Source organism: Kitasatospora sp. NPDC059327, from assembly GCF_042752535.1.
In the GTDB taxonomy this organism is placed as follows: domain Bacteria; phylum Actinomycetota; class Actinomycetes; order Streptomycetales; family Streptomycetaceae; genus Kitasatospora.
Map to the genome: position 1 here is coordinate 1 of NZ_JBHYYB010000066.1, position 13,504 is coordinate 13,504.

9 protein-coding genes and 1 pseudogene are annotated in these 13,504 nt (G+C 69.9%); 5 read left to right on the forward strand and 5 right to left on the reverse strand.

Annotation, left to right across the window (positions count from 1 at the left end; genetic code table 11):
- Window positions 1-53: 53 nt before the first annotated feature.
- Both ACFXHB_RS31030 and ACFXHB_RS31035 read right to left on the reverse strand, forming a co-directional pair.
- Window positions 54-3,779, reverse strand: coding sequence for a hypothetical protein (locus tag ACFXHB_RS31030; protein ID WP_380578005.1), 3,726 nt, complete (start codon window positions 3,777-3,779; stop codon window positions 54-56).
- A gap of 20 nt (window positions 3,780-3,799) precedes the next feature.
- Entirely contained in the window at window positions 3,800-4,324 is a 525-nt protein-coding gene (locus ACFXHB_RS31035; protein ID WP_380578006.1) for a hypothetical protein, read from the reverse strand.
- Window positions 4,325-4,660: 336 nt separating this feature from the next.
- Here ACFXHB_RS31035 and ACFXHB_RS31040 point away from each other — a divergent pair.
- Window positions 4,661-5,446 (forward strand): annotated as a pseudogene (locus tag ACFXHB_RS31040) (reverse transcriptase domain-containing protein); the annotation flags it as partial.
- A gap of 129 nt (window positions 5,447-5,575) precedes the next feature.
- Here the strand turns inward: ACFXHB_RS31040 and ACFXHB_RS31045 are convergent.
- Window positions 5,576-6,040, reverse strand: coding sequence for an Imm63 family immunity protein (locus ACFXHB_RS31045; protein ID WP_380578044.1), 465 nt, complete (start codon window positions 6,038-6,040; stop codon window positions 5,576-5,578).
- 572 nt (window positions 6,041-6,612) lie between these two features.
- On the opposite strand from ACFXHB_RS31045, the gene ACFXHB_RS31050 reads away from it, so the two are divergent.
- On the forward strand, window positions 6,613-7,614 hold the full coding sequence (locus ACFXHB_RS31050) for a YihY/virulence factor BrkB family protein (protein ID WP_380578007.1): 1,002 nt from the start codon (window positions 6,613-6,615) through the stop codon (window positions 7,612-7,614).
- A gap of 674 nt (window positions 7,615-8,288) precedes the next feature.
- On the opposite strand, the gene ACFXHB_RS31055 is transcribed toward ACFXHB_RS31050, so the two are convergent.
- Window positions 8,289-8,762 (reverse strand): hypothetical protein, encoded by a 474-nt coding sequence (locus ACFXHB_RS31055; RefSeq protein WP_380578008.1) that lies wholly within the window; start codon window positions 8,760-8,762, stop codon window positions 8,289-8,291.
- 152 nt (window positions 8,763-8,914) lie between these two features.
- A complete protein-coding gene (locus tag ACFXHB_RS31060) occupies window positions 8,915-9,073 on the reverse strand; it encodes a hypothetical protein (RefSeq protein WP_380578009.1) in 159 nt (52 codons plus the stop codon).
- A 284-nt stretch (window positions 9,074-9,357) separates the two neighbouring features.
- Here ACFXHB_RS31060 and ACFXHB_RS31065 point away from each other — a divergent pair, with 284 nt between their 5' ends.
- From ACFXHB_RS31065 to ACFXHB_RS31075, 3 genes are read left to right on the forward strand one after another with little or no spacing between them, the layout of a single operon-like run.
- Entirely contained in the window at window positions 9,358-10,341 is a 984-nt protein-coding gene (locus ACFXHB_RS31065) for an ABC transporter permease (RefSeq protein ID WP_380578010.1), read from the forward strand.
- A gap of 1 nt (window position 10,342) precedes the next feature.
- Complete coding sequence (locus ACFXHB_RS31070; RefSeq protein ID WP_380578011.1) at window positions 10,343-11,338, forward strand: ABC transporter permease; 996 nt, start codon at window positions 10,343-10,345, stop codon at window positions 11,336-11,338.
- Window positions 11,335-13,443, forward strand: coding sequence for a dipeptide ABC transporter ATP-binding protein (locus ACFXHB_RS31075; protein WP_380578012.1), 2,109 nt, complete (start codon window positions 11,335-11,337; stop codon window positions 13,441-13,443). The genes ACFXHB_RS31070 and ACFXHB_RS31075 overlap by 4 nt, the downstream gene beginning before the upstream one ends.
- Window positions 13,444-13,504: the final 61 nt, after the last annotated feature.

The window sequence follows — 13,504 nt, forward strand, 5'->3', positions numbered from 1 at the left end:
CAACGGCTCCAACGCGGGACCACGACGACGCACCGGCACATCCGGAGAACCACTCATGCACGATCTAACGACGGATCTCCGGCGCAGGACACTAGTGGATCGGGCGCGGGGAACTCGCTCTGCAGGCGGAGATTCCGTTGGTGGAAGTCCTCGAAGGGAGGTTTACGGGGCGACGACCGGGCCAAGGCCTCGGGGTAGTCTGCCGACACCGAGGCAAAGAACGAGCACAGAGCTGCCTGGTAGAGGTAAGGAAGGTTCGCAGCCGCATTCAGGTCTTCCTCGCGGCACGTGTACCTGACGCGTGCTGCCAGTTCGAAGCACAGCCGGTGATCGGGGCGGAGGTAGGCCAGCGCCTCGCTGTCCGGATCCGTCTCGACGGTCCACCGATAGTAGGGGACTTCCGCGAGGGCGTTGTTCAGCTCGTTGGAGTATGCCTCCGCCTCCGGCCCGTGCTTGGCGCCGTCAGGCCCCGCGTCGTGGGCCGCTAAGTGCAGGGTGGCAAGCCCGATAGCTCGTTCCTCCGGTGCTGCGATCGAGTGGATCAAGGAGAGCGAGAGTGGCCGATCGGTACCCGCCAACTGCTCAGCGAATCGGCGGACGGCAGTGGCCAGACTGCCATGGTGTCCGAGCTCCACCGCTCGGACGACATCTGCCGGGTCCCGGAAGAAGTGCCGGCGGACGCGGTCGGACCAGTCATTGTAGAGATTGTGCAGGCCCACTTCCCCGAACAGGTCGTCGTCCTGGTCGTGCCCGTCTGGTGTGTCGGAGGGCTCCGGAGACGAGCTGTAGAGGAACTCGAAGGGGCCGCCGCCGATCAACGGGGTGTGACGGGCCACCAGGAGTTCGTCGAGGATCGCTTCGGCCGCGGCAGTCTCTCCCCGGTTGAGGTGGATGTGAGCGAGAGCAGCGAGAACGGAGTTTCGGTCCTCACCGCTGATGTCGCGCATCGGGTTCGGCGTAGCGGCGTAGCGCGGCAGCCAGCTGGGCCTCCAGGTGGTGCGTTGGATCTCGCCGGCGATCTGCGCCGCTCGGCGGAGGTCGTGCCGGGCCATTCGCTGGACCACGTCCGCGAGCTCGTCGTCGCGGTCGCTGACGGCCATGGGATGGGTGTCCGGGTCGCTCACCGGCCCGGGTACGCCCGTCAGGATCTCCTCGAGTGCTGATGTCTCGTCGGAGGCGCTCGACCGGCCCACCGCTGACAGCGCGCTGAGCCGCGACCATGGGTCGCGGGATTTGGCGAGATACCGATCGACGAGCGTCTGCGCCCGTCCCGGCTCCGCCCAGTCGGTCCACAGCCGGGCAGCTTCCAGGAGCGCGCCGCTGCTGTAGCCGTTGATCTTGATGGTGTCCAGGGGGCCGATCAGGGCGCGGGCGGCGGCGGGGTCCAGCTGAGCCACCAGACGAGCTGCTTCCACCAGGCCCTCGGCGGCCTGTGGGTCCTCGCGAACCTCGTGTGCCTGCTCTCGGGTCCGGGCCAGTAGGTCTCGACCGACGGCCTCGTCGTAGCGCAACCATCGGGCGGCGAGGCTGGCGAACCCCTGCACGCGCGCGGTGGGCTCGCTGTCCTCGAGGATGGCCTCGGCGCGGCGCAGTAGGGCAGCGGCCTGTGCGGGGGCAGCGCGTCGGGCCAGATCGAAGAAGTCCTTCCATTGCGTGACCTGGATTTCCGCGATCAGTGCGGTGGCCCGGTCGGTGTCCGGCTCCGCAAGTGCGGCGGACCGGTAGAGAGCGTCGGGCGGAGTGGTTCGTGAAGTCCCGCCCAGTCGCTGTCCGTAGTGCCAGAGCCGTAATGCGCGGTCGAGGTCGTGCGGGGCGAGAAGCTCCGCGACGGTTTCCACCGCACTATCGACGTGGACGAGTGCTTCGCGGCCTCGGGGGATTGCCAGAGCGGATTCAACGAGCAGTTCGAGAAGGTCACGCGTCGACGGCCCCCCGTCGTCCGGGCCCGGGTAGCGGAGGATCTCACCCACCGCTGCGAACTGCTGTACCGAGGGTGCGATTGAGGCTGCCCGTTCGACCGCTTCCTTGCGCCGTCCGAGCCGGGCGAGTAAACCGAGGACCGGCGGCGGAAGCGCGGTGCTCGGCCGCGCGGCCTGATGGCGCACCACACCCAGGTACATGAGGGCAGGCAGGCCGACCGTCGGCGGAGCCTGGTGCGCGAAGCGGCGAGCCGTGCGGTCGACGAGATCGAGAAAGCGGCGCTCCGCGCCGAACTCGGTTCTGATCGCAATCAGCAGACCGGCGCAGGGCAGCTCGGCGGCGTCGGCCGACAGCTGTGTGCCGGACTCGAGGAGGTGATGCCCGAGGTGGGCCAGCCCGTATCGGTCCACGCGTGACCAGTCCACCTGTGGCCAGCTCGCGGCGGGACCCCGGTAGTGGCTCACGATCTGGTCGTGCCACTCCTCCGCGTCGACCCAGCAGTTTCTGTGGCGTGCGCGGGCCAGATCGCTTCTGAGGAACTCCCCGACCGAAGAGTGATACAGGGCGATGCGTCCGTCCCTGAGATCGAGCAGCCAGCGCAGACGAGCGATGACATTCTCAACATGTCGTCGTCGCGCGGGAACCCCGGACAGTTCGACGAGCTGGTCCTCGGTCAGCGGTTCCTGTGCGACGGTGAGTACACCGAGGACGGGTTGACCCACCGTCTCCCATGCATACACGGTCGAGCCGCGGCCGGTCGGTTCGGACAGCCTGACCACGCCGAGCGCCTCGATCTGCTGTCGAGCAGTCTCCACAAAAAGCCCGTAGATGCCGGCCAACTGCAGTGGTAGAGCGTCGAGATCGAGCAGCCGGTCAACCACAGGGCCGTCCGATTCGTCTATGGCATCGGTCAAGGCCCGTGCGTAGCATGCGAGGTAAAGGAGGTTACCGGAAGCCCGGGCGGCGACACGTCGCTGAAACTGGTCCGGCAGCAGTCCCTTCGTCTCTACGGTGGCGTTCACCTCGGCAGTGTCGAGCGCTTTCCGGGCAAGGGCCAGTAGGTCGTCCGAGATCTGCCGCATCCCGGGAGCCAGGTCGATCTCGGCCAACTGCTCGACGCGCGCGATCCGCAACAGGTCGAGACCAGAGAACGGTCTGGACGACACGACGACGCTGACATTCGGCGGCAGCACAGCGTTCGTTGCCAGCCAGTGAAGCAGACCGGTGCCGCCCTCATCTCCGGACTCCGCAGCTTCGTCCAACGCATCGAGAAGGATCACGATGCGAGCATCAGGATCCTGGGCCAGCAGAACTCTGGCAGGACCGACCAGTGCCAGCTGCGCCAGATTGTCCGGAGCGAGCAGCCGGGGTTCGAGATGGGCTGTGCCGATCTCTACGCCGAGAACCGAGCCGCCGAGCAAGTCGGCGGTCTGCTTCACTACGAGCGTGGCCGTCCGGTGAAACGGGGAGACGGTCAGATCCTCAATCCGAATCCCGGTCGCCCGGGCACCTGGCCTGACCTCTCCGAAGTGTTGCTCCACCACCACGGAAAGGCGTTCGATATCAAACAACTCTGGTCGACGGCGGGCAAGTTGATGTCCAATGGACAAGAGGAACGAGGAGATGTCTCCAGTTGCGCGGTCGTCGTTGTCGACCGCACCGACAAAGTAGCGCAGCCAATCGGGGTGGGAGTGGGCCAGGCTCGCCAACAACCCCGTCTTTCCCGCCCCCGGTTCACCGGTGACCAGTACCAGGCTGGTGGACTCCGCGGTGAGGGCCTGATCGACCGCTGTCGTCAGCCAATAGCGCTCCACGTGGTCCTCGCCGTTGTGGCGCTGGACCAACCCTTCGAACGACAAGCTCCCCATCGCGGGCAACGTCAGCCCCCGGTACCGAAATCGACGCCGAGCACCTGTCCGCCCTCGCCCACGGTGCCGGCCTTGAGTACCACCTTGAGGTCGACCTCTTTCGGGGCTCGACCCCGGACCCCGGCCACGTACCCGGCTACCTGCTCGACATCGAGCTGAACGTCGACGGTCTGGGCTGACTCCCTGCCCGGCGTGAGCGGTGTCCCGAGGACGACGCTCAGAATGCGTCGCAATGCCTCGGCGGTGTCGACAAGTTGCCGGTCTCCCGGGTCAGCGAGGAGCCGTGCGCCGGATCCGGCCCGATAGGGTTCAAGCTCGACCATCAGTGCATGGATGTCTCCCTCGAACCGCTCGCCCAGAGCGTGGTCGGGACTCGTCGACTCAGCAGCCGAGAGCGACAAGGGCGAGGAGGAGTTTCCCGAGCTCGCGCTTGCCCGAGCTTCGCGGCGCCTCCGGAGCACCTCCTCGGCCTGCCCATACAGGAACCGTATCCCCTCGGACAGCGCGGCCCCGCCCAAGCCTGCCAGAGTCAGCATGTCGGACAATCTGTCACCTCGCGCTCCAGGAACGACGGCCAGCCAAGAAGGCATCCTAGTCAGGGAGATGGGAGTACGAGGCGGATTCCATGTGTTGCTCGTGAGCACGACCCGATTCGTCGCGACGTCGCCGCGCCCTTGGCACCTTCGACTGCGGAACGGGTCGCGAGGCCCAGGTCCGTGGGGTGGTTCGCTGTGGGCAGCCGAGAGGTGGGCGCCTTGTGCTGGCCCGCGCGTGCGCCGGATGGGTTCCGGCCCTTGTCCAGGTCGGCCCTGAGTTCCGCAGCTGAAGGGTCGATCTAGTACGGCGACGGTGATTACCGTGGCGCAGCCCGAGTGGGAAGCGCGGTTCGAGTCAAAGCCGTACGGCTTTCGCCCGGCCGCAGTTGCCAGGACGCGATCGCGGCGATCTACTGGACGGCCAAGGGTAAGAGTGCCCTGCGTCGGTGGGCGCTGGACGCGGACCTGGTGGCGGCGTTCGACCGGATCGACCACACCCACCTTCTCACCCAGTTCGGCTCCCTCCCCGCCCGGGGAACGGTCGAGCGTTGGCTGAAGGCCGGCGTGGTCGAGGACGGCCGGCTCACCCCGACCGGGGAGGGAACTCCTCAAGGCGGCGTGATCAGCCCTGTCCTCTTGAACATCGCCCTGCACGAATGGAGACGGCCGCGGGAGTGCAGCACCGGCAGGCGGGCCGCCGCGCTGACGACACGATGCCGGGCTCCCCACTGCTGGTTCGATACGCCGACGATCTTGTCGCCCTGTGCCACTCGCGGGAATAGGCCGAACAGGTTAAGGAACGTCGCCCAGTGGCTGGCGCCCCGGGGTCTGGCTTTCAACGAGGACAAGACGAGTGTCGTCCACCTCGAACAGGGCTTTGACTTTCTCGGGTTCACCGTCCGCCGCTATCACGGCAAGCTGCTGATCAAACCCAGCCGCGAGGCCGTCAGACGGATCCGGGACAGGCTCGGCACCGAAGTGCCCGCCCTGAACGGGGCCAACGCGGCGGCGGTGCTGCACCGGCTCAACCCCATCATCCGGGGTTGGGCGGCCTACTGCCGCGACGTGGTTTCCAGCGAGGTCTTCGCCTCCCTGGACGACTACATGTGGAAGCTCGCCCGCAAGTGGGCCATCCGCGCCCACCCGAACAGGTCGAGGCACTGGGTCACCGCCCGCTACTTCGGCCGGTTCAAGCCAGTACCCGCCAGCCCCGCCGGTCTCGGCCGTCCGTGCCGGAGGAGACCGCGGCGGCTATGCCGGGGCGTCTCCGCCGGCGGGCGCCGACGGGGCTTCGGGGGCGGGCCGGTCGTCCTGGTGTTCGTGTCGTCCGCCGAGTCGTTCGCGGCGCCGGCGCTCGGCCCATCGGGGGTTGAGTGCGTGGAGGAGGGATTCCTGGTGGGCGAGTTCGCGCTCGGTCGGGCCGCCTCCGAGTGGGCGGTCGCGGGCCCGGGTGTAGGCGGTGTAGCTGGCGGCGTCCACGAAGATCCAGTAGAGGAACTCGTCGCAGTCGCGGGTCTCCCGTTCGGAGAGCAGTTCCCCGCGCTCGAAGTAGCCCTGGAACAGGGTGCCGTCGGGTCTCACCGACAAGCATCCGCTCGGGCCCTCCAGGTACGTGAAATTGGGGACACCGTAGGGAGGCACCTTGATGATCGCGCACAGCCGTTTGATCTCGGCTTCCAGGCAGGCCTGTATCCGGTCGCGCTTGTCCGTGCTCATGGTCGCGGCCTTCTGCTCGGGGATGTGGATCGCTGGTGATGGACAAGCGTGTCGCGATGCTCAGAATCCGCACTCGCCGGTCGTACTCGGCACCGTAGCTCGAACATCCAGTTATCGTCAATATGACGTTAACTGGGTTGGTTCGAGTACTCCGCCCGTCATGCCGTCACCCGTGGAAGGGCGTTCCCGCTACGCGGCTTCACGAAGACCCTGGCCGAGTAGTACCAGCGGCGCGGAATCGTCGAGGCGGTGCGCCGGTTCGAACGCGACGGCGCTGCGCGCGGGCCGGCGCGTCTGAACGCGCAGGAGTTCGACGTCGCCCGGCGCCGGCCGCCCGGCAACCTACCCCCAGGCCTTCGTTCACGCGATGCTGCTCGAATCCGCTGCCCGATTCGCGTCCGGCGCTGCGAGAGCCTGACACGATCGCCGTGGCGGTGCCGCGGACGAGTCCGTGTGCCGGGATCGCACCGGGCGCGCGGTGTCCGCCGGCAGGTTCGGACCGGGTACCCGAACGGTTCGCGGGTAGACGCCTCCCGGAACGTCCGATCGCACAGGCGGCAGGAGGACCTGATATGAACCTGGTCGAACGCCTGATCCGGGCCGTGGACCGCGTCCAGCAGCGCCGCACCGCCCTGGCCGTGGGCGTCGGCGTGGTCAAGAAGTACGGCGACGACCGCGGCGGGCTGCTGGCCGCACTGATCACCTACTACGGGTTCGTCTCACTCATCCCGTTGCTGCTGATCCTGTCCACCGTGCTCGGCTTCGTCCTGCACGGCCACCCCGGCGCGCAGCGGGCCGTGGTCGACTCCGCGCTCGCCGACTTCCCGATCATCGGGGACCAGCTGGGCCAGAACGTCCACACCGTCCAGGGCAGCGGCCTGGCCCTGGCCGTCGGCATCCTGGGGCTGCTGTACGGCGCGCTGGGGATCGCGCAGGTCCTGCAGCACAGCATGGCCGAGGTGTGGAACGTCCCCGGGATCAAGCGTCCCGGCTACTGGCCGCGCCTGGCCCGCAGCCTCGCGCTGTTCGCCGTCCTGGGGACCGGACTGATCGTGGCCACCGTCGCGGCCGGCCTGATCACGACCGCCCTGGCAGGCACGGGCGCCCGCATCGGCGCTCTGGTACTTTCCGCTCTCGTCAACACCGCCCTGAGCCTGGCGTGCTTCCGCATCCTCACTCCCAAAGAGATCGGCACGCGTGCCCTGCTGCCCGGCTGTGCGATCGCCGGACCGCTGTTCACACTCCTGCAGGCCTTCGGCGCGCTCCTGGTCACTCACCAGCTGCGCCACGCCACCCAGGTCTACGGGTTCTTCTCCACCGTGATCGGCCTGCTGTCCTGGCTGTATCTGGTGGCGCAGGTGACCGTCTACGCGGCGGAGACGAACGTGGTCCTCGCCCGACGACTGTGGCCGCGCGGCTTGATCCAGCCGCCGTTGACCGACAGTGACGAGGAGGTTCTGGAGTCTCTCATCCGCCAGGAGGAACGCCGTCCCGAGCAGCACATCGATGTTGCCTTCGACGACCCCCACAAGCCGGCAGACGAGGACGACGCCGACTCCTCGGACGACCGGTAGGCGGGTGTCCGCCGGTCGCTGCCGGATGGCCGGCGGACACCCGCCCTGTCCGGGACCGTGGGTCTGCCACCAGCGCTCCGGTACGCCGTCCGACGAGGTCACGGTGGCGGCGCGCCGGAGCGGGGGAGAGCCCGGAGCCGTTCGGTGGCCCGCGCTCGCTGTGGGGCGCGGGGTGGCGCGGGCCGTCCACACGGCGGTCCGGGAGGGCGCCGAACCGGACCGCGCGCGCCGGGTCCGGGGGCCAGGGCCTGAGCACGCGCGGCCGACGCTGGACTGCCGCCGGCGCTTCGTCCTGGCGGTGGATCAGCTGCACAGCGACGGAGGGGAAGGCGGAGGTAACGGTAGCGGTGGGCAGGTCGGTGCCGGGGGCACCGCCGGCGCAAGGGACGCGATGGCGGCGCCCGTCATGGCGATGTCGTCGCCCTGGGTGGACGCCGTCGGGTCGTCGGCGGCCCCGTTGTCGTGCCGCCGCCGTCGGTGTGCTGCTGTGGCGCGCGCTTCCTCCTGGACCTGCTCGCCGACATACGTGAAGCCCTCACCCCACCCCCCCCCGCGGCTGCCCGCTGCCCGCTGCCCGAGTGCTGAACGCCTCGGCGCCGTCCGCTGCGGTGTCGTAGCGGGCCGCGCACGCGGCAGTCCGGCCCGCGGGTCGACGGGGTGCCGCGGTCGGCTGGTCAAGGAACGGAGGGCGCGAAATGCGCGACGAGTTCGTCGGTGCCGCCGTCGGTCCTGCGGTACATCCAGGTGGTGCCGGCGGGCGCCCGGCCCAGCAGGTACTCCACGACCGGCTGGTGATGGGGCAGCCCGGTGGTCTCGGCCATCACCCGCAGGGCTTCGTCGATCGGGAAGAAGCGCGCCTCCAGGACGTCACCGGAGGGATCGTTCGACGCGGTGACCCCTCCCTCCCACGAGTCGTACTCAAGGGCGCACAGGATCGCCGACGGGTACGCGGGAGTGTCGTGGTGGACGAGGTCAGGCGCTCTTCGCGGCCGTGAAGCGGGCCGAGAGCCCTGCCGGTTGACGGTGTCCCGCGGGCGGGTGACGTGGTCGGGGCGGATGTTGCGGTACCGCGGGTGGTAGGCGTGCTCCCAGGTGTGGCCGGGGCCAGTGATCCCGGCCCTTGCGGAGGTTCTCCGGCCGGGACTCATCGGTCTCGAAGGTGATGGCCTCGTCCTACCGGCGCAGGTTGTCTTCTGCGCTGACGGCCATGGCGCGGAGGCGGCTGGTGGTCTTGTCGCGGCGTCCGAGAGCGTTCACGGCGATGGGAACGGACGGCTCAAGGTGTTCTTTGGTCCGACGGTCAGACGGCGCGCGGTCGAGGGGCATCAGGCTGCTCCGGCTCGATCTCCGCAACGACGAGTTGGATGGCGGCCAGTCGCCATGGCTCGACCGGACGCGAGCCCTGATCCGCGAGGACGAACTGCTCCCGGAGCGCCTCGGAGCACTCGATGCCGTCCACCTCCGCTGGGACCGTGCCGCACGCCCCCTGCGGCTTCCGTACCCGCTCCCACCTGCGAAGTGACGGCGTGTGACGCGGACACGTCCGTGTACTTCAGGGGTGTTTCGTTCTCGTGTCCACATGTCTGGACCACTGGTGTCACCTGTCGCTCGCACACAGACTTGGCCTCTGCACCACAGTGCAAGCACCCCCCTGGACCGAAAGAGCTCCACCCCCATGCTCAGATCCGCCAGACCCGGCGTTTCCCAGTCGCACCCGCCGTATCCCGTGGGGAGGTGGCGCCCGTGCTCCGGTACGTGACACGCAGGACGGCAGGCTGGTTCCTGGTGATCGCGGTGGCCACCAACGCCACGTACTTCCTCGCCAGTTCGTTCCTCGACCCGCGCTCGAACTTCAAGGAGCTGCGCCCGGTCCGCACCGACGAACAGATCTCCCGGGCCCTGGCCCCCTACAACCTCGACCCGCACGAGCCGCTGCTCCACCGCTGGTGGGACTGGCTGACCGGGGTGGTCCTGCGCTTCGACTGGGGCCGCTCCCCGGTCGGGGTGGAGGTCAACGGGGAGATCGGCTACCGCTCCCTCGTCAGCGCCCAGCTGGTGATCGGCGCGACGCTCCTGTCCGTCGTCGTCGGTGTCGCGCTCGCCGTCCACACCGCCTCGCGCCAGTACGGCTGGCGGGACCGGGCCGCCCAGGCCCTGTCCATGGCGCTGTTCAACGTGCCGGTGTCCATCGCCGCACTCGCCCTGGTCCTGCTGGCGATTCGGCTGAACGAACAGGCCGGCTGGCACTTCCTGTACGTCGCGGGCGAGAAGTCCCCGGACGTGGAGGGGTTCTGGGCGACGCTCGGCGACCGGCTGGCGCACCTGATCCTGCCGACGCTGACGCTCACCCTGACCGGGTACGTGGGCTACCACCTCACCCAGCGCTCCCTGCTGCTGGATGTGATCGGCTCCGACTTCGTGCGCACCGCCCGGGCCACCGGGCTCACCCGCGCCCAGGCGATCCGCCGGCACGCCCTGCGCACCGCCCTGATCCCCACCGCCCAGTCCGTGGCCTTCGGCATCCCGGCCGTCTTCACCGGTGCCGTCCTCACCGAGACCATCTTCGGCTGGAACGGCATGGGCCAGTACTTCATCCAGACCATCAACAAGAACGACGTGCACGGCACCGTGGCGACCGCCGCGTTCGCCGCCGCCCTGACCGCGATCGGCGCGATCCTCGCGGACATCACCACCGTTCTTCTCGACCCGAGAGTGCGGGTGAGCTGAGATGGGCACCCCCGTGAGTCCCGACACGACCCCCGACGGCGTCCTCGCCACCGCGCCCGACACGAACCCTGAGCGGCCGCCCACCGCGCCCGGGCCGGCCACCGAGGGGCCGGGCACCCGGCACGACGGGCGCTACCTCGGCCGGCGCCGCCTCTACCTGCGCCGCTTCCGGCGCAACCGGACCGCCGTCGCCGGCGTGGTGATCTTCCTGCTGCTCGTGCTGTTCAGCGCGTTCGGCCAACTGTTCACCCCGTACCACTTCTCGGACGCCGACTTCTCGGCCCTGACCCAGGCTCCCGGCACCGAGCACTGGTTCGGCACCAACCAGGGCGGCAACGACGTCTACGCCTCGGCCGTGCACGGTCTCCAGCGCTCGTTGGTGATCGCGGTGACGGTGTCCGTCCTGACCGTCGCCGTCTCCGCGGTCGTGGGCGCGGGCGCCGCCTACCTCGGGGGCCGGGTGGAGAAGGCCACCCTCGCCCTCATCCACTTCCTGCTGATCGTGCCCTCCTTCCTCATCCTCGCCCTGGTCTCGCACCGGCTGGCGGGCGACTGGCGGGTCCTGATCCTCGTCCTGACGGTGTTCGGCTGGATGTCCACCACCCGCGTGGTCTGGTCGGTGTCCACGTCCCTGCGCGAGCGGGACTACGTGCTCGCCGCGGAGTACATGGGCGTGCGCCCCCTGCGCATCGTCCTGCGCCACATCATCCCCAACCTGGGCTCCCTGCTCATCGTCAACCTCACCCTGGGGGTCGTCTCCACCGTCCTCAGCGAGACCGCCCTGTCCTTCCTCGGCTTCGGCGTCCAGACCCCGGACGTCTCCCTGGGCACGATGCTCGCCGACGGCGCGGGCACCATCACCAGCGCGCCCTGGCTCTTCGCCTTTCCCGCCGGGCTGACCGTGCTGCTCACCATCTCGATGACCTTCGTCGGCGACGGCCTGCGCGACGCCCTCGACCCCACGTCCACCACCGGCGCGGCAGGAGGCCGACGATGACCCTCGTACCCACCCGCCGTACCGGTACCGGACCCGGTACCGGACCCGAGGCCGGGCCCGCCCGGCCCGCACCCGTCCTGTCCGTACGCGACCTCCGCGTCTCCTTCCCCTCCGAGGCAGGACCGGTGGAGGCCGTGCGCGGTGTCGACTTCGACCTCCTGCCCGGGCGCACCCTGGGCATCGTCGGCGAGTCCGGCTCCGGCAAGTCCGCCACCGCCCTCGCCGTCATGGGACTGCTGCCGCCCGAAGCGCGGCTCGGCGGCCGGATCCTGCTGGGCGACCGCGACCTGGCCGCGATGGACGACACACAACTCTCCCGGGTCCGCGGCAAGGACATCGGCATGGTCTTCCAGGACCCGATGTCCGCGCTCACACCCATCTTCAGCGTCGGCCGGCTGCTCTCCCAGGCCCTGCGCGTGCACCGGGACCTGTCCAGGAAGGACGCCTGGGAGCAGGCGGTGGAACTGCTCGACCTGGTCGGCATCCCCGACCCGCGCGAACGCGCCAAGGCGTTCCCGCACGAGTTCTCCGGCGGCATGCGCCAACGCGTCGTCATCGCCCTGGCCATCGCCAACAAGCCCTCGGTCCTCGTCGCCGACGAGCCCACCACCGCGCTCGACGTCACCGTCCAGGCCCAGATCCTCGACGTGCTGCGCCTGGCCCAGCGCGAGACCGGCGCCGGTCTCGTCCTCATCACCCATGACCTGGGCGTGGTGGCCGGCTACGCCGACGACGTCGCCGTCATGTACGCCGGACGGATCGTCGAGCACACGGGCGTCGACGAACTCTTCGAGCGTCCCACCATGCCCTACACCGCCCGGCTGCTGGCCGGCGTGCCCACCGTGGACAGCGGCGTCGAACGACCCCTGATCCCGATCGGCGGCGAGCCGCCCTCCCTGGTCGGCCTGCCCGACGGCTGCGCCTTCGCACCGCGCTGCGCGCTGGCCCGGGACGTCTGCCGGACCACCGAGCCGGACCTGACCGCACCCGCCGGGCGGCCCGGCCGCGTCGCCTGCCACCGCGCGCAGGAGATCGCCGACGGCAGCCTGGACCCGGCCGGGCACGCCGTCGGCGCGGTGCCGGCCCGCGCCGCGGAGCGGACCGTCGGCGACGTGGTCCTGCGCGTCGAGGACCTGGTCAAGACGTTCCCCGTCACCAAGGGCACCCTCCTCAAGCGCCGGGTGGGCACCCTGCACGCGGTCAACCGCGTCGGCTTCGAGCTGCGCGAGGGCGAAACCCTCGGCCTGGTGGGGGAGTCCGGCAGCGGCAAGACCACCACGCTGCGCGAGGTCCTGCGCCTGCGCGTCCCCGAGGGCGGCCGGATCGAGGTGGCGGGCACCGACGTCGCGACGCTGCGCTCGGCGGCCCAGGTGCGGGAGCTGCGGCGCGAGATCCAGATCGTCCTCCAGGATCCGACGGACGCCCTGGACCCCCGACTGACCGTCTTCGACCTGCTGGCCGAACCGCTCCAGGCGGCCGGCGCGGACCGGTCGGCCGTCCGGTCCCGGGTCCCGGAGCTCCTGGACCTGGTGGGGCTGGACCGGGCCGTGGGCGACCGCTTCCCCGCCGCGCTGTCCGGCGGCCAGCGCCAGCGGGTCGGCATCGCCCGCGCCCTGGCGCGCGAGCCGAAGCTGCTGGTCCTGGACGAGCCGCTGTCCGCCCTGGACGTCTCCGTGCAGGCCGAGATCGTCAACCTGCTCGTCCGGCTGCAGCGGGAACTCGGCCTGGCCTACCTCGTGGTGGCGCACGACCTGGCCGTGGTGCGGTACTTCTCCGACCGGATCGCGGTGATGTACCTCGGACACATCGTCGAGTCCGGCGCCACCGAGGAGATCTTCGCCCGGCCGCGGCACCCGTACACGAAGGCCCTGTTGTCGGCGATCCCGCTGCCCGACCCGGAGCGCGAGCGCCGCCGCGAGCGCGTCGTCCTGGAGGGCGAGCAGCCCAGCGCCGCCCGGCTGCCGGCGGGCTGCGTGTTCGTCGACCGCTGCCCGCTCCACCGGGAGGCCGACGAGAGCGTGCGGACGCGCTGCCGCACCGAACGGCCTTCGACGGTCGGCGCGTCGGACGCCTCCGACCACCAGTACGCCTGCCACGCGGTCTGACACACCCGCTCCCGCGTTCTCACCCGCTCCCTCCCTTTCACCCGCTCGCGCCTTCTCACCC